The following is a 22,010-nucleotide window of genomic DNA, read 5'->3' as shown; positions in this document are numbered from 1 at the left end:
ATGAAAAAAGCATGGAAACAGGCGGTTTCGGTATCATTAGCAGGTGCGGTGGCATTATCTTTGTCTGCCTGCGGCGGTAATGCGGCATCCGCAAAAAAGGAGGCTGCCAATACAACGGCAGATGGAAAACCAACCATTACTTTCATGGCACCATCATTTTATGGTACCGATTTAAAGAATGATAAGTCTGATGAGGTTATTAAAAGATTTGAAGATTACACCGGCACGCATGTGAACTGGCAATGGGAATCCAATGATACTTATAAAGAAAAGCTTGGACTTACTTTAATGGATAAGGACAATATGCCCATGGTGGTGACTGCTTCCGGAGACTTAACGGCTAATGTGGTGGATGCAGCAAGAAAGGGCGCTTTCTGGGACCTGACACCATATTTGCAGGATAAGGAGAATTATAAAAACCTATCACAGGCAAATCCTAAGGTGTTAAAGGCATTGACTGTAGATGGGAAAATCATAGGTATTTACCGGTCCAGAGTGATCGGCCGCTACGGATTCTCATACCGTACAGACTGGGCAGAGGCGGTAGGAATCACTGAAGAGCCGAAAACGGTTGAAGATGTTTACAATATGCTTTACAAATTTACGTATGACGATCCGGATGGTAATGGAGTTAATGATACCTATGGCCTTGAAATGACAAAATATACAGGTCCGCTTGATATTATCCAGACATGGTTTGGCTGTGGGAATGAATGGGTGGAAAAAGACGGAAAGCTGGTTCCGGTCCACCAGACAAAAGAATACAAAGAAGCTTTAAAGTGGATGAAAAAAATATATGACGATGGCCTGATCAGAAAAGACTGGGCTACGGTCGATTCAGGAACCTTTCAGGATGGCTGTAAGAAAGGGGAAGCAGGAGCATTTCTTGATGTTATGGATGGTGCTAAGAGAATCTGGTCCTATTATAATATGAACAATGTAAAATCAGTGACCGATCCCTCTAAGAATGCTTCCATGACACTGGTAGGACCAATCAATGACAGAACACTGGCAAACAGCGGCTTTAACGGATACTATCTGATTACCAAAGCAGGGGCAAAGACAGAGGATGAGGTAAAGAATTGTCTGCATTTCCTGGATAAGATGTGTGATGATGAGATGCTTGTACTGGCTGACTACGGCTTAGAAGGAGTTACTTACGATTTAAATGATGCAGGGAATGTTGTGTTAAGACATGAAATGGAGGCACAGTATACTCCGTCTGCAGGCTTAAACCAGAGTATTTGTTACATTCCAAACCGGGAAGCCAAATCTCCAACACTGGAAAAGGATGAGCCGATGATCGCACAGGATCAGGCATATGAAAGAAATGAAAAGGTTGCCGTTTATAACCCGGCTCTTGGATACCTGGCCAATTCTGAGGTAAATGCAGAGGTGGGAACAGACATAGAGCAGATCATTGATGATGCCAGAACCCAGTATATCTGCGGACAGATTGACGATGAAGGTTTGGAGGCAGCAGCAAAACAGTGGCTGGACCGCGGCGGAGACAGACTGATAGAAGAGATCAACCAGCTTTATCAGAACGATACGTCAAAATAATAACACAGCAGTGATAAAAAGGCTTCAGGCGTGTGACAACGGTTGAAGCCTTTTATGCAGCAGGATTTTTAGGAGGCAGATTGATATGATATTACATAGCCTGGGAGACAGAAAGCTGTCTGGATATACAACCTGGGGTTGTTTGTGGGAGAAAGGAAGCTGTGCGAAAGATACTGGGTATCAGTTGAAAAACAGGGAGAAAGATAATCTGCCGATGCAGAGCCGGATTACAGCCTGGTGGCCCGATGGTTCCGTAAAATGGACCGCTCATACGGCGGATGCTGCCCTTTTGGGAAATGAGATTGAAGTTGTGCCCGGAACCCCTTCTCAATTAAAGCAGAAAATCCAGGTTATGAAAAAAGACGGTCTTATGGAGATTCTTGCAGGCAGCATAAAGGTAAAAATTGCCTGTGACAGCAGGAAGCTGGTTGATTCCATTTCTTTTCATGACAAAGAGTTTCTCATAAATGGCAAAACGGTATTGCTTTTGGAAGAACCTTCCGTCTGGAATGGAAATACAGTCAGAATCCAAAGAGAATACGATTCAAGGATTACGGAACTGACAGTGGAGGAGGAGGGGGTATTACAGGTTATTATAAAATATACCGGTTATCATGAATCAGCTGACGGTGATAAAAAAATTCCGTTTATCCTTCGTATGAAAGTGGGATTTGACAGCCCGCGTATTGATTTTATACATACTTTTTTATATGACGGTGAGGAAGAGAAAGATTTTTTAAAAGGAATCGGGATTCGCTTTCAATCTCCTTTAGAAGGGAAGCTTTATAACCGGCATGTAAAATTCATGGGGGACCATGGAATGTTCCATGAAAGCATGGCCCAGCTTCTGTCATGGAGACCAAAGGTTTCACAGGAAATTTATGAAAAACAGATCAGGGGGGAGAGACTGAAGCTTACCGGAAGTGATAAAGAGACCGTGGACACAGTTCTGAAAGACATGCCGTTTTGGAGTGAATATGATTTATGCCAGGACAGCGCAAGCCACTTTAGAATCAAAAAGAAAATAAAGGATGAAAACTGCTGTTATCTGGACTGCCTTCACGGGAAAAGGACAGAGGGTGGGGCTGCCTTCGGATCAGAGCATGGCTCGGTATTGTTTTCAATCAGGGATTTTTGGGAAAAGTATCCGTCCGGTTATACGTTTAGGAATCTGGATGGGGATACGGCGGAGACTGTCATGTGGCTGTGGTCTCCCAGTGCAGAGTCCATGGACTTCCGTCACTATGCAAACCGTGGTTATAACCAGGTATATTACGAGGGATATGATTATAAGGGCGCCACACCTTATGGAATCGCCTGTACCAGCGAATGCTCTGTCATGCTATCGGAGGAGATAATTCCAAATGACCAGGAACTGGAGGAATTTGCACAATCAGTGAAACGGCCTGTTCAGTATTTAGGAACCCCCAAATATTATCATGAGAGGAAGGCATTTGGGTACTGGTCCCTGCCTCAGCGTAATACGCAGATGGAGTGCTGGCTGGAGAATCAGCTTGATATGGCCGTGGATTTTTACCGGAATGAAGTGGATCAGAGAAACTGGTATGGTCTGTTTAATTATGGTGATTTCATGCATACCTATGACAGGGAGCGCCATCAGTGGCGGTATGATATGGGCGGATATGCCTGGGACAATACGGAACTGGTTCCCACTCTCTGGTTATGGTATGCATTCATGAGAACAGGCCGGGAAGATATCTTTATCCTGGCAGAGAAACTGTCAAGACATGCTTCCGAGGTTGATGTATACCATATGGGCAGATACAAGGGACTGGGTTCCCGCCATAATGTCAGGCACTGGGGCTGTCCATGCAAGGAGGCACGGATTGCCATGGCGGCCCATCACCGGTTTTATTATTATCTGACCGGAGACCGGCGGCTGGAAGATATATTTGAAGAATTAAAGGATAATGAAATAACCTTTTTGAATAAGGATCCCCTGGGCGATTTTTATGATAAGGAGAAAATGGTTTATCCGGCTCATGCAAGAACCGGACCGGACTGGTCTTCTCTGTGCGCAAACTGGCTGACTGAGTGGGAACGGTTTGACGATAAGAAATACAGAGATAAGATTTTAACGGGAATCCGGGATATTAAAAAGGCACCTTTAAAGCTGATATCAGGACCAGATTTTGAATTTAATCCGGCTGATGTCCATCTGCGTTATATCGGAGAGAGGGCGTCAGGAGGCACCCATCTTCAGATTTGCATGGGAGCACCTGAGGTATGGATGGAATTATCCGACTTAATAGACGATGAGGAATGGAAGCGGATGCTGGCGGATTACGGCAGGTTTTATTATCTGCCCCGGCAGCAGCAGTTGGAAGAGTCAGAAGGTATCATAGGCAGCAGGGAATTCAGTCTTCCTTTTATGGCGGCGGCTATGGGAGGCTACGGGGCCTGGTATCTGAACGATCAGGTGCTGGCAGAAAGAACGTGGCAGTATCTCCTGCATGCTTCTATCAACCAGGGAAACCACGACGGATTTAGAATTCTTACTGTATCCAATCAGGGAAATCAAAAAGATTTAAAAGAGATTCCGTGGATATCTACGAATTTTACCGCACAGTGGTGTTTAAATGTGATTGTTGTTCTTGAGTTTATCCGCAGTTATCTTCCAAAGACATTAAAGGAAGGGGATGAACTTGTAGAAACCATGCCGGAGGAAACGTTCCGTAAGGCATAATGTAAGTCAGGAGGGAAACATGATCAGGTTAAAAGAGATATTAAACCAGGAGGTGACGGTTTCCTGGGACCGGCTGGAGGGAGCAGAAGTTTACCGTGTCTATTGGTCCGACCGGGAGACAGAACTTAAGAATTACCGGTTTATGGAGGAAATATCCGCTGATGACACGCTGCAGTTCACCCTTTATAAATCTACCCATATTCCTCATTATATCAGAATCTGTGCAGTGAAATCGGACAGCACGATCCATGAGGAGGTGTATGTTACAGCTGTTCACTATATCAAACGGGAACAGCTGGAGACACTTAACAGAGGACTGACAGCTGTCAGGACAAAGAACGGGGTATTTTTAAGCTGGAGATTGTTTATAACAGAAGTGACCGGCTATAAAAAAGGTGGTTTGACAGGAGTTCATTTTCATATCTATCGGAATGGAACGAAAATTGCAAAAGTGCAAGACAGTACAAACTATCTGGACCCGGAGGGAGATGTTCATTCAGAATATGGAGTGGCTCCTGCAATAAACGGGATGGAATACGATGCCTGCCCGCCCGTAAAGGTATGGGATAAGGGGTATCTGGACATACCGCTTATGAAGCCGGAGCCGGGTGTAACACCTTCCGGGGAAGCTTTTACCTATTCTGCGAACGACATGTCCGTTGCAGATGTGGATGGAGACGGAGAATATGAATACATCGTAAAATGGGATCCTTCCAATTCCCATGATGTTTCTATAAAAGGATATACAGGCCGCTGTTACATAGACTGCTATAAACTGGATGGAACCCTTTTATGGCGGCTGGACATGGGACCCAACATACGGGCAGGGGCTCATTATACCCAGTTTATGTGCTTCGACTTCAATGGAGACGGGAAGGCTGAAATGGCGGTAAAGACTGCTCCGGGTACCAGAATGACAGTCTATAGGCCGGAGGGAAAGCCTGCAGAGGAATTCTTTATCACCATGCCAAAGGAGGACTCAGACCAAGGGTATAGCCATGATGATTCCTATGTTTGCAGCTTTGAGAGTTACCGGAAGCATTTAACGGAAGTGTTCCGTTCATGGAACGATCATCCGGAAGTGAAGGCAGGGCATTGGCCGGAAAGCCTGGAACAGTGCTTTGGCATTCCAGAAAAGTATTCTTACCCATTAAGCCAGGAAGATTCAGAATGTCTGGCAGATTATTTCCTGGATATTTATGCACCATCCAGGAGCCCTAAAAATAATTTGCGGGAGTTTGAGGGTTTCATCTTTGAAGGACCGGAGTACCTGACTATGTTCGGAGGGGACGGGAGAGAACTTCAGACGGTTCCGTTTCCATTTGAAAGGGTGGATGACGGTCTTGTCTGGGGCGATTATGCCATGAACCGGATCGAACCCTGCAACCGGGTGGACCGTTTTTTGTCTGCAGTGGCCTATCTGGATGGAAAGCGGCCTTATCTGGTGGTCTGCCGCGGATATTATACCAGAGCTGCAATTGCTGCTTATGATTTTTTTGATAATTGTTTTCATGAGACATGGTCCGTGGATAGCGGATTTGTGCCTATGAAGAATCCATTTTGCGACAATCCCCATGATTTATGCGGAACTGATCCGGTTTACGGAGAACTGGCAGGCCAGGGGAATCATTCCGTTTCCACAGCCGATGTGGATGGGGATGGCTGTATGGAGATCCTATACGGAGCTGCCTGTATTGATCACGATGGAAGCCTGCTATACAGCTCAAGGGATAAGCTTCCGGATGGCAGGAGCGCAAAGCTGGGCCACGGAGATGCCATGCACGTGGCGGATATTGACCCGGACCGGCCGGGCTATGAGATATTTAACGTATTTGAAGGGGCAGAGCATGCACCTTACGGTTATGCACTCAGGGATGCGCTGTCAGGAAAAGTCCTGTTCGGAGAGTATGCCAGGAAAGATTTAGGCAGGTGCATGATCGGTGATGTGGTTCCCGGTGAGCGGGGGCTGCAGTGCTGGGTCAACGGAGTGGGTACATATGACTGCCATGGAAAGCTTCTTAAGAAAGAAACATTAGGCAGTAACATGTCCATCCGGTGGGCAGGTGATCTGACTACACAGATCACAGATGGGGCAGACTACTTAAGCCAGAAGCCAGTAGGAGTGATCAATGATTTTACCCATGGAATCATGCTGCGGCCGGAAAACACCCTGACCAACAACGGGACAAAAGGAAATCCCTGTCTGACCGCTGATATCTTCGGAGATTTCAGGGAAGAGATACTCCTTCGGACGGAGGACAGCTCGGCAATCCGCATTTATACCAATACGGAGCTGACAGATCACAAGCTGTTTACCCTGATGCATGATGTCCAGTACCGGTGCGGCGTGGCATGGCAAAACAACTGCTATAACCAGCCCTGCTATCCGGAATTTTACTATGCATCTGACATGGAATTTAGCAGGGTCCTTCCTTATATGAACCGAAAACCTGTTATCTACCTGGCCGGTGATTCAATTACACAGACCGGAGAGGAAGAAGACAGACCCAGATACGGTCTTGGAGAAATGCTTCTAAAGCATCTGGATGAAGGGAACTGCTATAAGACTTATCACAGGGATGACTGTCCCTTTAAACAGGAAATGCGGTATGAAAGCCGCCATTTAATTGTGGATAACTGCGCCATGTCCGGCAGGTCAACAAGAACGTTTCTGGAAGAAGGACGCCTGGAGGATATCCAGAGCCATATCAGGGAAGGAGACTATCTTTTTATTCAGTTCGGTCACAACGATGCATCTGTCTCCAGGGCAGAACGATATGTTACAGTTTCTGATTTTCCTTTGTATCTGAAACAGTATGTGGATACAGCCAGAAAAGAGGGGGCGGTTCCGGTTCTGATTTCTCCAGTCAGCTTATGTCCGTGCAAAGAGAACCAGGAAGGGGAGAAGGGTGAGATTGCCCGTCTTATGCCAGGTTATTGCCGTCAGATGGAGATGTTCGCAAAAAAAGAGGGCATCCGTTATATAAATATGAACCGTCTGACGAAACAGCATTGTGAAACAGCAGGCGAAACGGATTCGAGAAAACTATACATTCCCGATCTGGTACATTTGAGCAGAGAAGGGGCAGATTGTTATGCCGGATTATTGGCAAACGAAGGGAAAACACTTATAATTGATAATAAATAAAATTGACCGGCCAAAACCGGAGAAGGAAGGCGGATTGTAAGATGGGTAGGATTCATTATGACAGGGGCAGGCTGGAAGAAGCTATGGACCGCATCGTGGAACGGACAAAACGAATGGATATGTCCTGGGACTGGCCCTGCGGCGTCGCATATTATGGACTTGCAGAAGCTTATGAGATAACGAAAAAGGAAGGATATCTGGAATTTTTAAAGGAGCGGGTGGATGAACTGATTGATCTGGGACTTCCAGCCTGGACTGTAAACACCTGTGCCATGGGTCATTGCCTCATAACATTATACCAGGCCACGGGGGAAGAAAAATACATGGACATCATCCGCTCCAAGACGGAATACTTAAGAAAGGATGCCCTGCGTTTCGGCGATCATGTGCTGCAGCATACGGTTTCTGCCAACAACGATTTCCCGGAGCAGTGCTGGGCAGATACACTGTTTATGGCAGCATTTTTCCTGTTACGGGTCGGTGTTTTGACAAAGGATGAGGAATTGACAGGCGATGCTTTAAACCAGTATTACTGGCATATCCAGTATCTTCAGGATGAAAATACCGGATTGTGGTATCATGGCTATAACAATATTACAAAGGACCATATGTCGGGATTCTACTGGGGAAGAGCTAACTGCTGGGCGGCTTATACCATGAGCAAGGTAGGGCTGATCCTGCCGGAGTGTTACCTTTATCCCCAGTACTTAGAAATCGTGGGAAGCTTAAATGAACAGCTTTCCGCATTAAAGCTTCTGCAGACGGAGAAAGGCCTGTGGAGGACCATCTTAAATGATGGCGAATCCTATGAGGAGCTATCCGCTTCTGCCGGTATCGCTGCAGCCATGACCTTAAAAGGGAATCCCCTCCATATCAAATTCATAGAAAAATCCATTGAAGGTGTATTGTCCCATGTGGCGGCTGATGGCAGAGTTACGGAGGTTTCAGGCGGAACCGCAGTCATGAAAGACCGTGACGGTTACCGGAATATATCAAAAAAGTGGATTCAGGGCTGGGGACAGGGCATGGCACTTGCATTCTTTGCCGCAGTACTGAATTATGATAACATAGCAGGGGATGGTGCATTATGATGAATCAATTGAGAAGAATTTATACCTGCTTTCCGGAAGGGAAGCATAAGGTTCTTACCATGAGCTATGACGATGGCAGGATTGAGGACCGGAGACTTATTGAGATCTTTAATCATTATGGCATAAAAGGTACTTTTCATTTAAATTCCGGACTCATGGAGGATGAAAACCGGACTAAACCGGAGGAATGGAAAGAATTATACAGGGGACATGAGATTTCCTGTCATACCGTACTCCATCCTACGATTTCCAGGTGTCCTCTTCCTCAGGTGGCCCTTCAGGTACTGGAGGACAGGAGGGCGTTAGAGAGAGCAGCCGGCTGCCCTGTACGGGGAATGTCTTATCCCAATGGTTCGTATACAAAGGAAATTGTGGATTTGCTTCCAGGTCTGGGAATTGAATACTGCAGGGTGGTTGGAAGCACGGATGATTTTAACATGCCTGAAAACTATTTAACATGGAAATCCACCTGCCATCATAACCACAATCTGCTGGAAAATGGAAAACGCTTCATTGAGCTTAATAAAACCCAGTATCTTTATATGATGTATGTATGGGGACACAGCTATGAATTTCCCAGAGATGACAACTGGGAGCTTATGGAAGAATTCTGCCGTATGGCAGGGCAGCGGGAGGATACCTGGTATGCAACCAATATAGAGATTGTTGATTATATGAATGCGGCAGCTGCCCTTAAGTATACCATTGACGGAGATCTTGTGTACAATCCATCAGCAAAGGCTGTCTGGATCAGTGTGGATGGAACGATTGTGAAAGTGCCTGGCGGAAGCCAGATCATGATTTGATTTTTGGCTTTTGTTACATTCCAAAGAGGTGCTGGAGCAGAATTTTGATTCCCATCAGTATGAGAATGACTCCGCCTGCGAATTCTGCTTTTGATTTAAAGCGTGTACCGAAAACATTTCCCACCTTTATTCCGGCAACAGAGAGAGTAAAGGTGGTCACTCCGATAAATGAAACTGCAGGAATGATCAGAACCTTTAAAAATGCGAAGGTTACACCGACAGCCAGTGCATCGATGCTGGTTGCAATGGCAAGCATAAACATATTTTTAGGATCCAGAGAACAGTCCGTGCATTCCACCTCATCGTTGCTGAACGATTCCTTGATCATATTGATGCCTATAATTCCCAGAAGTAAAAAAGCAATCCAGTGATCGTAGGAGGTAATGGCTTCCTTGAACTGGGACCCCAGCAGGTAACCAATGACCGGCATTCCCGCCTGGAAACCTCCGAAGTATAATCCGGCGATAACTGCATTCCGCCAGTTCATCCGGGGCATGCAAAGACCTTTGCAGATGGAAACGGCAAACGCATCCATGGACAGCCCCACCGCAATGATGAACAACTCTGGTAATGACATGTGATATTCCTCCTGTGTATGTGCTTTATTTCTATATGTTGAGAGGAAGCAGATAATAAAAGAGACTTATCTGTGTGTACGAAAAAAACACACAGATAAGTCTCATCTTTTTGCGTCGAAAGCAAATTAGCAAAGCCAGACAGAAATTCTGTCAGTATGTTGACTTTGCAGGCACCTTATCTGACCCGTCCAGGTGCTGACTACTCCCTCATCTTTTGCCTATTCTAACGGATGCGGGTGATTCTGTCAAGAAGAAATCAGATTGATATCTTTACAAAAACAGAAAATTATGGACCTGTATCAGGATTACCTGTCTTTTTTGAAAATTGATAGTTGACTAATCAACTAAATCCTGATAATATAAAATTTTGAATTGAAAAGGTGGTGAGAGAATGGGAAATGAACCTGTGAATCTATTGATGCTAAACAGTAAAATATATAGAAATACGCAGAGTTACTTAGACAAAGCGTTGAAAAAATATGATCTGAGCAGCGGGTCTTTTCGCTATTTATTTATACTGGAAAAAAATGAAGGGTTATGTCAGAGCAGGATCAGTGAACTGATTGGTCACGATAAGGCAATGTCTGCCAGAACGATCAACAGGCTGACCGAGCTAGGTTATGTAGTAAGAATCGAGGATCAGCTGGACAGCAGGGCATATAAGCTTTTTCTGACTGATAAAGCAAGGCTGATTCTTCCTGAAATCAAAGAGGAAATAAAAAAATTAACTGGACTTATTACGGAGGATTTGACGGAAGAGGAAAAAGAAATTACATTATCTTCGCTGGTTAAAATTCTAAATAAAGCGCTTGAACTTAACACATAAGAAGGGATTTAACATGGAAAAAGTGAGGAAACATAATAAATGGTCGGTATTAATTATTGTTGTATTATCGACCTTCATGTCAACGTTAGACAGCAGCATCGTCAATGTGGCTCTGCCCCGTATGGCAGATTCGTTACAAGTCACGACAGCAAGTATCCAGTTTGTCGCCACAAGCTATTTAATCGTGATCTCGGGTACCGTTCTGATCTTCGGAAAGCTGGGAGATATGTTTGGAAAAACCAAATTTAATCGTTGCCCGGGCCGTTCAGGCAATCGGGGCAGCCGGCACCATGGCAAATAACCAGGGAATTATAACCGAAGTATTTCCCGTTCAGGAGAGAGGAAAAGCACTTGGACTTCTTGGAACGGCAGTCGCACTGGGTTCTCTTGTGGGTCCCGGACTTGGAGGTATGATTGTAGGAGTCTTAAGCTGGGAATATATTTTTACCATTAATGTTCCCATAGGAATCATTGCAGTTGCAGGAGCTTTCTGCCTGCTGCCAAAAACAAAAACAAAGGTCAATGGAAAAATGGATTTATACGGAGCTGTTTTATTTATTGTGACTATTGTTTCTTTATTTGGTGCACTGAGTGAAGGACTGAATCTTGGATTCGGGCATCCCCTTATTTTAACAGGATTTTTGGCTGCAGCAGTCTGTTTTGCAGCATTCCTTTTAGTAGAAAAGAAACGGAAAGATCCCATGATACAGCTGGGTATTTTTAAAAACGGCCTGTTTTCCTTGAGCATTTTCTGCGGTTTTATCAGCTTTGTTGCCATGTTCTGCAACAATATCATACTACCTTTTTATTTACAGGATGTCATGAATTATCCGCCTCAGAAGGCAGGGCTTATTATGATGGCCTATCCGCTAATACTAATGGTTGCAGCACCTGTGAGCGGCCATCTTTCTGACAAAATAGGCTCTGAAATTCTCACCTTTATTGGACTTGTTTTTACCAGCATAGGCCTGTTTTCCATGTCCTTTTTAAATGAGAATTCAGCTGTAACTACTATGGTCTCCTTTATCGGAATAATGTCAGTTGGAATGGGACTGTTTCAGTCTCCCAATAATTCCCTTATTATGTCTACCGTCTCCCGTGATAAGCTTGGAGTGGCAGGAAGCATCAATGCACTTGTGAGAAATGTGGGAATGGTATGCGGAATTGCCCTTGCCACAACACTACTCTATGGTATGATGAGCAGCCGGCTGGGAATCCGTGTAACGGACTATATTCCTGGGAGAAGTGATGCATTTTTATATGGCATGAATATTGTGTATATCACGGCATCTGTCATTTGTATAATTGGGGCTGTTTTAACATTTTTCAGATTAAAGAAAAAGAATTTAACAGCCATGGCCGGGAAATAAATTAAAAAAAATATTGCAACACGAAAAATATTGTGATATTATAAGTGAAATTCATTGTAGTGAAGTGTTGAATTGTTTAAAAAAGTTAAAAACAGGGCAGGATGAAGCTACAGAATGAAATCAATACTTAAAAAGGCAGAGAAGGAGACTCTGGCCTATGGATCCGGACAGGAAGATTGCGTCACCGACTGAGAGCGCTTTCACGAGAGACTTGGCTATGGGAACACTCCGGAGCCGATAGATCGAAGCGGCTGGTACTAACTGGGTTTTGTACCGGTGACATGAGTAGGTTTATCCGTATACATGCGTTAAATGTTTGAGTGGAGATATCTTTATCTCAATGCGGGTGGTACCGCGGGAGTCTATTGCCATAGTAATCCCGTCCCGGAATATGTAACTGTATTCCGGGACGGGATATTTTATTGTCATAAAATATTTCTCCGGAATCAAAGCAATTACATTCAGGTAAGGAGAAAACAGTCATGGAATTTATCAGTGGTGTAAAACAGAAAGAAACAATGGGAATCCAGGAAGTTATATCTGGTGATTATGCAGGAAAAACTGTCAGGATGGAAGGAAGTGTTCATACCATTCGTGACATGGGTGAAGTGGCTTTTATCATTTTGCGGAAAGCCGAAGGACTGGTGCAGTGCGTATTCGAAGAAGGAAAGACAGCTTTCGATTTAAGCCAGTTAAAGGAAGAGTCTGCAATCCGGGTTACCGGTGTGGTAAGCGGTGAGGAGCGCGCTCCTCATGGATTTGAAATCAGGCTTCAGGAAATAACCGTACTGTCACAGCCGGCAGAGGTACTGCCCATCGCCATCAGCAAATGGAAGTTAAATACCTCCCTGGAGACGAAGCTGGGTCTGCGCCCAATCACCTTACGCAATCCCATGGAGCGGGCAAAGTTCCGTATACAGGAAGGAATTGTAAGAGGCTTCCGGGATTTTCTTCATTCCCAGAATTTTACAGAAATCCGTACACCAAAGATTGTAGCCCGGGGCGCAGAAGGCGGATCCAACGTATTTAAACTGGATTATTTTAATAAAAAAGCAGAGCTGGGTCAGAGCCCCCAGTTCTATAAGCAGACCATGGTTGGCGTATATGACCGGGTTTTTGAGGTAGCTCCCGTTTTCCGCGCTGAGAAACACAATACAACCAGACATTTGAATGAATATACCAGCATGGATTTTGAAATGGGATACATCGACAGCTTTGAGGAAATCATGGAAATGGAAACAGCCATGCTCCAATATGTCTTTGAGCTGCTTTGTGAGGAGTATGCACAGGAACTAGCCATGTTAAAGATCAGCCTTCCTGATGTAACAAACATTCCGCAGGTCCGTTTCGACAAGGCCAAAGAGCTGGTATCTGAAAAATATAACAGAAAGATTAAAAACCCTTATGATCTGGAACCGGAAGAGGAAGTTTTAATCGGCCGTTACTTTAAGGAAGAGTATGGCAGTGATTTCGTATTTGTCACTCATTATCCTTCCAAAAAGCGCCCGTTCTATGCCATGGATGATCCGGCAGATTCCAAATTCACCTTAAGCTTTGACTTACTCTTTAAGGGACTTGAGATCACAACCGGAGGACAGAGAATCCACGATTATGACACCATCATAAAAAAGATGGAGGACAGGGGAATGAATCCGGAAGACATTTCTTCCTATTTAATGATATTTAAGTATGGAATGCCTCCTCACGGCGGTCTGGGAATCGGTCTGGAACGTTTAACCATGCGACTTCTTGACGAGTCAAACGTCAGAGAGACCACATTGTTCCCAAGAGATGTTACAAGGCTGGAACCGTAACAGAAAGCAGAAAGGAGACTAAAAAAATGGCACACATCATTGATGATGAAACAATTGAGTATGTAGGCATTCTTGCGAAGCTGGAACTTGATGATGCAGAAAAGGAAGCGGCAAAAAAGGATATGGGCCGTATGCTTGATTATATTGATAAATTAAACGAACTTGACACAGATGGGGTGGAACCCATGTCACATGTATTTCCGGTATACAATGTATTCCGGGAAGACGTAGTGAAAAACGGAGATGACAGAGACCAGATCTTAAGAAATGCACCGGAAAGCAAAGATGGTGCCTTCAAAGTGCCGAAGACAGTGGAATAGGGGGAATTGAAATGACAGCAAGTGAAATATTGTCCCTCACAGCGGTACAGCTGGGGAAAAAAATAAAAGACGGAGAGGTTACCTCCATGGAGGCTGTAAAAGCGGTTTTAGACCAGATTAAGGCTATGGAACCGGAGCTTAACAGTTATGTAACCATTGATGAAGAAGGGGCGTTAAAACAGGCAGAGGAGATCCAGAAGCGCATTGAGTCCGGAGAGCTTACGGGTCCTCTGGCAGGTGTTCCGGCAGCAGTGAAGGATAATATCTGCGTCGAAGGCCTTAAAACTACCTGCAGTTCTAAGATCCTTTCTGATTTTATACCTGCCTATCATGCTAAGGCTGTGGAGAATTTAAAACAGGCTGGAGCTGTAATCATCGGGAAGACCAACATGGATGAGTTTGCGATGGGCAGTACGACGGAAACTTCCGCATTTGGCGTTACCAGAAATCCCTGGAATCCGGAACATGTTCCCGGCGGTTCTTCCGGAGGTTCCTGCGCGGCAGTTGCAGCAGCAGAGTGCTTTTTTGCTCTTGGATCTGATACAGGCGGTTCCATCAGACAGCCAGCTTCTTTTTGCGGAGTTACGGGATTAAAGCCAACTTATGGCACGATTTCCCGCTATGGTCTGATTGCCTACGGTTCCTCTCTGGATCAGATCGGACCGGTAGCAAAAGATGTGACCGACTGCGCGGCGATTCTTGAAGTTCTTGCATCCCATGATGAGATGGACAGCACTTCCGTACAGCGGAAGGATTATGATTTTACCAGGTATTTAACCGGTGACGTTACTGGTTTAAAGGTGGGAATCCCTGCAGATTACATGGGAGAAGGTCTGGAACCTGAAGTAAAAGAGGCAGTACAAAAAGCTGCAAAAGTGCTGGAAGAAAAGGGTGCCATCGTGGAAACCTTTGATCTTGGCATGGTGGAATACGCCATTCCTGCATACTATGTCATAGCTTCTGCAGAAGCCAGTTCCAATCTCTCTCGTTTTGACGGTGTAAAATACGGATATCGGGCGAAGGATTATCATGGACTTCACGGCATGTATAAAAAGAGCCGTTCTGAGGGCTTCGGTCCGGAAGTGAAACGGCGGATTATGTTAGGGTCTTTTGTACTCAGTTCCGGTTATTATGATGCATATTATCTGAAGGCTTTAAAGACAAAAGCGCTGATTAAGAAAGCCTTTGATGAAGCATTTTCCAAATATGATGTAATATTAGGGCCTGCTGCACCGACCACAGCTCCAAAACTGGGCGAGAGCTTAAGCGATCCATTAAAGATGTATCTGGGAGATATCTACACAATCTCTGTGAACTTAGCCGGACTCCCCGGTCTTTCCATACCGTTTGGAACGGATCAGAAAGGGCTTCCCATCGGCGTTCAGCTGATTGCAGACTGCTTCCAGGAGAAGAATATTTTAAGGGCCGGTTTTGCAGTGGAGCAAAGCAGAGCCTTTAAGATGCCTTCTCTGGCAGTAAAGGCAATGAAAGAAAAGGAGGAGAAGTAAATGAGCAAACAGTATGAGACAGTGATTGGTCTGGAAGTTCATGTTGAGCTTGCTACAAAAACAAAAATCTTCTGCTCCTGTTCCACGGAATTCGGCGGAGCGCCCAATACCCATACCTGTCCGGTCTGTACCGGTATGCCGGGATCCCTTCCGGTCCTTAACAAACAGGTGGTGGAATACGCCCTTGCAGTTGGTCTTGCTGCAAACTGCCAGATTAACCAGAATTGTAAATTTGACCGTAAAAATTATTTTTATCCTGACAATCCCCAGAACTATCAGATCTCTCAGCTCTATCTTCCAATCTGCCACGACGGATATGTGGAAATTGATACAGCCGCAGGAAAGAAGAAGGTGGGAATTCACGAGATTCATATGGAAGAAGATGCAGGCAAGCTGATTCACGATGAATGGGAGGACTGTTCCTTAGTTGATTTTAACCGAAGCGGAGTTCCCCTGATTGAGATCGTTTCAGAACCGGATATGAGAAGTGCGGATGAGGTAATTGCTTATTTAGAGAAGCTGCGGTTAATCATTCAGTATTTGGGAGCTTCTGACTGCAAGCTGCAGGAAGGTTCCATGAGAGCCGATGTAAACTTATCGGTAAGAGAAGCAGGTGCTTCCCAGTTCGGAACCAGAACTGAGATGAAGAACTTAAATTCTTTTAAAGCAATTGCCCGTGCCATTGAAGGGGAGAGAAAGCGTCAGATCGAGTTGATTGAGGAAGGGAAGACAGTTGTTCAGGAAACAAGACGATGGGATGACAACAAGGAGTCCTCCCATGCCATGCGTTCCAAAGAGGATGCCAAGGATTACCGTTATTTTCCGGATCCCGATCTTCCTCCGATCTTCATAAGCGATGAATGGATACAGAGTATCAGGGAGAAACAGCCGGAGCTGCGGACGGAAAAAATGGCAAGGTATCAGGAGGAATATAATCTTTCTGAATACGATGCAGATATTATTACCGGCTCCAAGCATATGGCGGATATATTTGAAGCGGTTACATCTATCTGCCAGAAGCCAAAAGAAGCCGCAAACTGGCTTATGGTTGAGGGAATGAGACTGTTAAAAGAGCATGAGATGGAACTGGAAAATATGACAATTTCTGCGGAAAATCTTGCAAAACTGATTATTTTGGTGGATAATGGAACCATTAACCGCACGGTTGCCAAAGAAGTGTTTGAGCAGATTTTCTTAAATGATATAGACCCGGAGCGTTATGTGGAAGAAAAGGGACTGAAAGTAGTGAGCGATGAAGGTGCTCTTAAGTCCGCCATTGAGGCAATTCTTGCTGCAAATCCCCAGTCTGTGGAGGATTACCGGAACGGAAAAGAGAAAGCCATGGGCTTTTTAGTTGGTCAGACCATGCGTTCTATGAAAGGAAAGGCTGATCCGGGAGCGGTCAACCGAATTCTGAAGGAACTGTTAGGTTAAAGGAATCTTTAAGAGGAGGAAGAAATCTATGAAGCCATATGTTGAGATGACAAAGGAAGAGTTACAGGAGCTTAGAAAGGAACTTTCTGCACAGTATAAGGAGTTTCAGGGCAGAGACTTAAAGCTGGATATGTCAAGAGGAAAGCCAAGTGCCGAGCAGCTGGATATCTCCATGGGAATGATGGACGTATTAAGCAGCAACGATGATTTAACCTGTGAGGACGGAACGGACTGCCGCAATTATGGCGTTCTTGCCGGAATCAAGGAAGCAAAGGAACTTCTTGCAGATATGATGGAAGTTGCACCGGATCACATTATTATTTACGGTAACTCCAGTTTAAATGTAATGTATGATACTGTTTCCCGGTCCATGACTCAGGGTGTGATGGGAAGCACACCCTGGTGTAAGCTGGATAAAGTAAAATTTCTCTGTCCGGTACCTGGATATGACAGACACTTTTCCATAACGGAATACTTTGGCATTGAGATGGTTAACGTTCCCATGACTCCAACCGGCCCGGATATGGATCTGGTAGAGCAGCTGGTGGCATCTGACGACTCCATTAAGGGTATCTGGTGTGTACCTAAGTATTCCAATCCTCAGGGTATTTCCTATTCCGATGAAACAGTGCGCCGTTTTGCCCGCTTAAAACCGGCTGCAAGCGATTTCCGTATCTACTGGGATAATGCTTATACCATTCATCATTTATATGATAACGATCAGGATCATCTAATTGAAATTCTGGCAGAATGCAAGAGAGCCGGTAACCCGGATATGGTTTATAAATTCGCTTCCACCTCAAAGGTAAGCTTCCCTGGCTCCGGTATCGCAGCCATAGCAGCCAGCGAGAACAACTTAACGGATATCATGAAGCAGTTAAAGATTCAGACCATCGGTCATGATAAGGTAAACCAGCTTCGTCATGTACGTTTCTTCAAGGACATTCATGGTATGGTGGAGCATATGAGAAAGCATGCAGATATCATGAGACCCAAATTTGAAGCGGTGATTGAAACTCTGGAAAAGGAGCTGGGCGGTCTTCAGATCGGAGAATGGACCAGTCCAAAGGGAGGATATTTTATTTCCTTTGACTGCCTGGACGGCTGTGCCAAAACCATTGTGGCAAAATGTAAAAAAGCCGGGCTTGTCATGACAGGTGCCGGAGCGACTTATCCATACGGTAAGGATCCTCATGACAGCAATATCAGAATCGCACCGTCATATCCGACTTTGCCGGATTTAAACCAGGCCATGGAGTTATTTGCGCTCTGTGTGAAGCTTGTTAGCATTGACCACATTCTGGCTGAAAAACAATAAATATAAAAACGCCGCACAGGCTGCCTGTTAAGGAGTACTGTGCGGCGTTTGTTTATATGAGAATCAGTCAAATAAAATCTGATTGATAAATGCCTGAAAGGTTTCGGTCTGAAATTTATCTTTATGGAATACAACATGGTTCATGCAGCTGATCTCCATGTCTTTTACTTCTATTTCAAAAACCTCCCCTTTATGTATGGATTCATCAGCAAAGATTCTTGGAACAACGCCAATACCGATATTTTCTTTAACTGCCTGCAGGATTACGTCGGAATTGGTACTGGTCCACAAGGGCTCAGCGGATAAGTTGTTAAGTTCCAGTGCGCAGTCGAAAGAATCCCTGATCGTGCATCCGGTCTCTCTTAAAAGCAATGGCTCCCTGATCAGCTTATCCAGTGGCACAGGCTGTGCGGTCCGGCTGGCAAAGGGGTGGTTTGGAGAACAGATTACTGCCATGGGATAGGAGGAGAAAGGGATTTTCTCCAGCTGCTCATCGGATACGACACCCTCTACCAAAGCCAGATCCAGTTCATTCTTTAACAGCCTGCTGATGATTTCACCGGAGTTGTCCACCGTAACCTTCAGCTGTATGTCAGGATTTGACAGAGCGAAACGGGAAACAGCATTTGGAAGTAAGTAGCTGGCTAAAGTTACGCTGGATCCTACCCGCAAAGGTGCCTGTAAGTGCAGGGAACCGGAGTAGTTCTCCAGATCCTGATATAACTCCAGAAGAGGAATCACTTTCGATAGATAAAATTTTCCGTTTTCATTGATCATTACCCTGCGGGATACACGGTCAAACAGGGGTGATCCAACGGATTCTTCCAGCTCATTGATGGCATGAGAGATTGCGGGCTGAGTCATGGACAATGCTTTTGCCGCTCCGGTGATGCTTCCTTCCTCACATACTGTTCTAAAGATTGTTAGATGTCGTAGATTCATGTTTATAGGTCCTTCCATTACCAGTGATTCATATGATATCTTTCATTATATCATTTTGATAATGGGTTGAACAGAGATTTTGAAAAAAATGTCGAACTTCATGAAACGTATTTTGTTACTGCATATACAATATAAAAATATTGCTGCTGACTTGAAAAGTAAATTTTAGTGTTGCACTAAATTCTACATTCTGATATTTTACTTACATGGAAGGAGGGTGTCACACCATCACTTTATTTTAGTGATTTTGCGATACCCTCCTTTCAAAATATTAAAGCCGTGTTGCAATCGCCTTAATAAACTCCTCACTGTTTAAAACAGTGGGTTTTTTAATTGTAGTAATAAGTGCAAGGTCTTTTGTCATCTCTCCGGCTTCAATGGTATCAATGGTAGCTTTCTCCAGCTTATCAGCAAATGCAGCCAGTTCCTGATTATCATCAAGTTCTCCACGCTTCCTCAAAGCTCCGGTCCATGCAAAAATAGTAGCAACAGAGTTAGTAGAAGTTTCCTCCCCTTTTAAGTGTTTATAATAATGTCTCTGAACCGTTCCGTGGGCCGCTTCATATTCAAAGTCGCCATCAGGAGATACAAGAACCGAAGTCATCATGGCAAGAGATCCGAATGCGGAGGAAATCATATCACTCATCACATCTCCGTCGTAATTCTTGCATGCCCAGATATAACCGCCTTCTGACTTCATAACTCTGGCCACCGCATCATCGATTAATGTGTAGAAATATTCGATACCGGCTTCCTTAAAGAGGTTCTCATACTCGGCATCAAAAATATCCTGGAAGATATCCTTAAAGGTATGATCGTACTTTTTAGAAATGGTATCCTTGGTTGCAAACCATAAATCCTGTTTTGTATCCAGTGCATAATTAAAACAGCTTCTTGCAAAGCTATCTATGGAGCCGTTAATATTATGCATACCCTGAACGATTCCAGGACTGTCAAAATTATGAACCAGTTCCCGGGATTCTGTTCCGTCAGCGGAGGTATAGACCAGTTCTACTTTGCCTGCACCCGGAATCTTCATTTCGGAGCCTTTGTAGACATCTCCGTAAGCATGTCTGGCAATGGTGATTGGTTTTTTCCAGTTAACAACACATGGATCGATTCCTTTAACAACAATAGGTGCCCGAAAGACAGTTCCGTCGAGGATGGCGCGGATGGTACCGTTAGGACTCTTCCACATCTCTTTTAAGTTATATTCCTTTACACGGGCAGCATTGGGAGTAATGGTCGCGCATTTAACTGCTACTTTATATTTTTTTGTGGCAAAAGCAGAATCAGTGGTTACTTTATCATCTGTCTGATCCCGGTATTCCAGTCCCAGGTCATAATATTCTGTCTTTAAGTCAATATAGGGCAGCAGAAGGTTGTCCTTAATCATCTGCCAGAGAATACGTGTCATCTCGTCGCCATCCATTTCGACTATGGGGGTTGTCATCTTAATCTTATCCATGTGTTTCTCCTCCTTAGAAATGTTCGTGTTATGCTATAGTATACGACGAATTGTCAAATCACACAAGCATAACTATGCAAATTTATCCAACCATTTTTGAATATTATACACTGTTTCCGGATCCATAAAATGTTCAACCTTCTCAACCTGCTCTAAACTATTGGATTTCTGATTTACGTAACTGAAAAAACGGGTGAGTACCTGATGCCTGAAAAGGAGGTATTCTCCCAGATGCTTCCCGTCACTGGTCAGATAAACAGTTCCATATTTTTCAAAGCGTACCAGTCCCTGTTTCTTTAAATTACCGGTCATTTTAGAAGCAGAGGATGGCTTGACATGAAGGCGCTCTGCCAGTTCTTTTATTCGGACCGGCTGGTTGTCCTGAGATAACCGGTATATCATCTCCAGGTAATCTTCCATTGAGGATGTGATTTTTTTGTGTTCCAAAAGAGAATATCCTTTTAATGTATAAAAATTATCTGACTGAGGCATAAACAACTCCTCCTGGCTTACATAAGGTTATTTATATCTATTCATTTTCGGAAGAAACTATGAATCATCAGGCTGCAAAGGGTACCGTAAGAATGGAACCTCATTTTTATTTTATGCATATGTTAGGATATGGAAACTTTCCGGAGGTTAAAAAGATGTTGGGACATATATGCTTGACGGACTTAAAAAGAGGTCAGAAGGGAGTCATTTCCTGTCTGACCGCTTGTGATGATATGAGAAGAAGATTACAGGATATGGGACTGATTGAGGGGACTGTAGTGGAATGTGTAGGTAAAAGTCCTCTTGGGGATCCAACTGCATTTTTAATAAGAGGTGCTGTAATTGCTCTGCGAAATGAAGATTCCGGCAGAGTGCTTATTCAGGATAATGGGCAGGAGTCCTATGATCCCATTTATGGAGAGGGGATTGCTGCCGCATGTGTCACTGCGGAGGAAGAAATATGGGACTAAGCAGAGAATCCATGGGTATCAAATCAGTGGACTGTGGGCTGGAGATAAAAAAGCGTGAGGAAAATGATCTGGTAATTGCTCTTGCTGGTAATCCCAATGTTGGGAAAAGTACTGTGTTTAACCAGCTGACCGGTATGAACCAGCACACCGGCTAA

Annotated in this window: 18 protein-coding genes and 1 pseudogene; 15 read left to right on the top strand and 4 right to left on the bottom strand. The window is 44.5% G+C overall.

The window, feature by feature from the left end:
• The 5 genes from CRO04_RS00855 (at position 1) to CRO04_RS00835 (ending at position 9,315) form a co-directional block, all read left to right on the top strand.
• Entirely contained in the window at positions 1 to 1,563 is a 1,563-nt protein-coding gene (locus CRO04_RS00855; RefSeq protein WP_097002345.1) for an extracellular solute-binding protein, read from the top strand.
• An 85-nt stretch (positions 1,564 to 1,648) separates the two neighbouring features.
• Complete coding sequence (locus CRO04_RS00850) at positions 1,649 to 4,270, top strand: hypothetical protein (RefSeq protein WP_097002344.1); 2,622 nt, start codon at positions 1,649 to 1,651, stop codon at positions 4,268 to 4,270.
• Between the two features lie 19 nt (positions 4,271 to 4,289).
• Complete coding sequence (locus CRO04_RS00845; RefSeq protein WP_097002343.1) at positions 4,290 to 7,418, top strand: SGNH/GDSL hydrolase family protein; 3,129 nt, start codon at positions 4,290 to 4,292, stop codon at positions 7,416 to 7,418.
• A gap of 41 nt (positions 7,419 to 7,459) precedes the next feature.
• Positions 7,460 to 8,509, top strand: coding sequence for a glycoside hydrolase family 88/105 protein (locus CRO04_RS00840; protein ID WP_097002342.1), 1,050 nt, complete (start codon positions 7,460 to 7,462; stop codon positions 8,507 to 8,509).
• On the top strand, positions 8,506 to 9,315 hold the full coding sequence (locus tag CRO04_RS00835) for a polysaccharide deacetylase family protein (RefSeq protein ID WP_097002341.1): 810 nt from the start codon (positions 8,506 to 8,508) through the stop codon (positions 9,313 to 9,315). Before CRO04_RS00840 ends, CRO04_RS00835 begins: the two co-directional genes overlap by 4 nt.
• 13 nt (positions 9,316 to 9,328) lie before the next feature.
• Here the strand turns inward: CRO04_RS00835 and CRO04_RS00830 are convergent, their stop codons facing one another.
• A complete protein-coding gene (locus CRO04_RS00830; RefSeq protein WP_097002340.1) occupies positions 9,329 to 9,892 on the bottom strand; it encodes a manganese efflux pump MntP family protein in 564 nt (187 codons plus the stop codon).
• 392 nt (positions 9,893 to 10,284) lie between these two features.
• On the opposite strand from CRO04_RS00830, the gene CRO04_RS00825 reads away from it, so the two are divergent.
• The 8 genes from CRO04_RS00825 (at position 10,285) to CRO04_RS00795 (ending at position 18,483) form a co-directional block, all read left to right on the top strand.
• The gene (locus CRO04_RS00825) at positions 10,285 to 10,719 is read left to right on the top strand and encodes a MarR family winged helix-turn-helix transcriptional regulator (RefSeq protein WP_166432442.1); all 435 of its coding nucleotides are present in this window, start codon (positions 10,285 to 10,287) and stop codon (positions 10,717 to 10,719) included.
• Between the two features lie 13 nt (positions 10,720 to 10,732).
• Positions 10,733 to 11,020, top strand: a complete 288-nt coding sequence (locus tag CRO04_RS27090; RefSeq protein WP_330400743.1) for a hypothetical protein — start codon at positions 10,733 to 10,735, stop codon at positions 11,018 to 11,020.
• Positions 10,950 to 12,089, top strand: a complete 1,140-nt coding sequence (locus tag CRO04_RS00820) for an MFS transporter (RefSeq protein ID WP_330400742.1) — start codon at positions 10,950 to 10,952, stop codon at positions 12,087 to 12,089. The genes CRO04_RS27090 and CRO04_RS00820 overlap by 71 nt, the downstream gene beginning before the upstream one ends.
• A 482-nt stretch (positions 12,090 to 12,571) precedes the next feature.
• Complete coding sequence (gene aspS / locus CRO04_RS00815; RefSeq protein WP_097002339.1) at positions 12,572 to 13,903, top strand: aspartate--tRNA(Asn) ligase; 1,332 nt, start codon at positions 12,572 to 12,574, stop codon at positions 13,901 to 13,903.
• Positions 13,904 to 13,929: 26 nt separating this feature from the next.
• Entirely contained in the window at positions 13,930 to 14,223 is a 294-nt protein-coding gene (gene gatC / locus CRO04_RS00810; protein WP_097002338.1) for an Asp-tRNA(Asn)/Glu-tRNA(Gln) amidotransferase subunit GatC, read from the top strand.
• 11 nt (positions 14,224 to 14,234) lie between these two features.
• Entirely contained in the window at positions 14,235 to 15,731 is a 1,497-nt protein-coding gene (gene gatA / locus CRO04_RS00805; protein ID WP_097002337.1) for an Asp-tRNA(Asn)/Glu-tRNA(Gln) amidotransferase subunit GatA, read from the top strand.
• Positions 15,732 to 17,165 carry an Asp-tRNA(Asn)/Glu-tRNA(Gln) amidotransferase subunit GatB gene (gene gatB / locus CRO04_RS00800; protein WP_097002336.1) on the top strand — a complete coding sequence of 478 codons (1,434 nt, stop codon included), beginning with the start codon at positions 15,732 to 15,734 and terminating at the stop codon, positions 17,163 to 17,165.
• 28 nt (positions 17,166 to 17,193) lie between these two features.
• Entirely contained in the window at positions 17,194 to 18,483 is a 1,290-nt protein-coding gene (locus tag CRO04_RS00795) for an aminotransferase (RefSeq protein ID WP_097002335.1), read from the top strand.
• 63 nt (positions 18,484 to 18,546) lie between these two features.
• On the opposite strand, the gene CRO04_RS00790 is transcribed toward CRO04_RS00795, so the two are convergent.
• From CRO04_RS00790 to CRO04_RS00780, 3 genes are all read right to left on the bottom strand, one after another.
• On the bottom strand, positions 18,547 to 19,425 hold the full coding sequence (locus CRO04_RS00790; protein ID WP_097002334.1) for a LysR family transcriptional regulator: 879 nt from the start codon (positions 19,423 to 19,425) through the stop codon (positions 18,547 to 18,549).
• 271 nt (positions 19,426 to 19,696) lie between these two features.
• A complete protein-coding gene (locus tag CRO04_RS00785; RefSeq protein WP_097002333.1) occupies positions 19,697 to 20,893 on the bottom strand; it encodes an NADP-dependent isocitrate dehydrogenase in 1,197 nt (398 codons plus the stop codon).
• 72 nt (positions 20,894 to 20,965) lie between these two features.
• Positions 20,966 to 21,385, bottom strand: coding sequence for a metal-dependent transcriptional regulator (locus CRO04_RS00780; RefSeq protein WP_097002332.1), 420 nt, complete (start codon positions 21,383 to 21,385; stop codon positions 20,966 to 20,968).
• A 155-nt stretch (positions 21,386 to 21,540) separates the two neighbouring features.
• Here CRO04_RS00780 and CRO04_RS00775 point away from each other — a divergent pair, with 155 nt between their 5' ends.
• Together CRO04_RS00775 and CRO04_RS00770 are read left to right on the top strand one after the other, a co-directional pair.
• Complete coding sequence (locus tag CRO04_RS00775; protein ID WP_097002703.1) at positions 21,541 to 21,855, top strand: FeoA family protein; 315 nt, start codon at positions 21,541 to 21,543, stop codon at positions 21,853 to 21,855.
• Positions 21,846 to 22,007 (top strand): annotated as a pseudogene (locus CRO04_RS00770) (FeoB small GTPase domain-containing protein); the annotation flags it as partial. The gene CRO04_RS00775 and the pseudogene CRO04_RS00770, both read left to right, overlap by 10 nt.
• Between the last annotated feature and the right edge of the window lie 3 nt (positions 22,008 to 22,010).

It is taken from the genome of Lacrimispora amygdalina (assembly GCF_900205965.1).
Classification (GTDB): domain Bacteria; phylum Bacillota; class Clostridia; order Lachnospirales; family Lachnospiraceae; genus Lacrimispora; species Lacrimispora amygdalina_A.
The sequence above is the reverse complement of the archived record's forward strand: the minus strand, read 5'-3'. Positions and strand labels throughout refer to the sequence as shown.

Bases quoted from the DNA above. Each gene is read 5' to 3' on its own strand.
- CRO04_RS00855 (WP_097002345.1), top strand. From the start codon at position 1: ATGAAAAAAGCATGGAAACAGGCGGTTTCGGTATCATTAGCAGGTGCG.
- CRO04_RS00850 (WP_097002344.1), top strand. From the start codon at position 1,649: ATGATATTACATAGCCTGGGAGACAGAAAGCTGTCTGGATATACAACC.
- CRO04_RS00845 (WP_097002343.1), top strand. From the start codon at position 4,290: ATGATCAGGTTAAAAGAGATATTAAACCAGGAGGTGACGGTTTCCTGG.
- CRO04_RS00840 (WP_097002342.1), top strand. From the start codon at position 7,460: ATGGGTAGGATTCATTATGACAGGGGCAGGCTGGAAGAAGCTATGGAC.
- CRO04_RS00835 (WP_097002341.1), top strand. From the start codon at position 8,506: ATGATGAATCAATTGAGAAGAATTTATACCTGCTTTCCGGAAGGGAAG.
- CRO04_RS00830 (WP_097002340.1), bottom strand. From the start codon at position 9,892: ATGTCATTACCAGAGTTGTTCATCATTGCGGTGGGGCTGTCCATGGAT.
- CRO04_RS00825 (WP_166432442.1), top strand. From the start codon at position 10,285: ATGGGAAATGAACCTGTGAATCTATTGATGCTAAACAGTAAAATATAT.
- CRO04_RS27090 (WP_330400743.1), top strand. From the start codon at position 10,733: ATGGAAAAAGTGAGGAAACATAATAAATGGTCGGTATTAATTATTGTT.
- aspS (WP_097002339.1), top strand. From the start codon at position 12,572: ATGGAATTTATCAGTGGTGTAAAACAGAAAGAAACAATGGGAATCCAG.
- gatC (WP_097002338.1), top strand. From the start codon at position 13,930: ATGGCACACATCATTGATGATGAAACAATTGAGTATGTAGGCATTCTT.
- gatA (WP_097002337.1), top strand. From the start codon at position 14,235: ATGACAGCAAGTGAAATATTGTCCCTCACAGCGGTACAGCTGGGGAAA.
- gatB (WP_097002336.1), top strand. From the start codon at position 15,732: ATGAGCAAACAGTATGAGACAGTGATTGGTCTGGAAGTTCATGTTGAG.
- CRO04_RS00795 (WP_097002335.1), top strand. From the start codon at position 17,194: ATGAAGCCATATGTTGAGATGACAAAGGAAGAGTTACAGGAGCTTAGA.
- CRO04_RS00790 (WP_097002334.1), bottom strand. From the start codon at position 19,425: ATGAATCTACGACATCTAACAATCTTTAGAACAGTATGTGAGGAAGGA.
- CRO04_RS00785 (WP_097002333.1), bottom strand. From the start codon at position 20,893: ATGGATAAGATTAAGATGACAACCCCCATAGTCGAAATGGATGGCGAC.
- CRO04_RS00780 (WP_097002332.1), bottom strand. From the start codon at position 21,385: ATGCCTCAGTCAGATAATTTTTATACATTAAAAGGATATTCTCTTTTG.
- CRO04_RS00775 (WP_097002703.1), top strand. From the start codon at position 21,541: ATGTTGGGACATATATGCTTGACGGACTTAAAAAGAGGTCAGAAGGGA.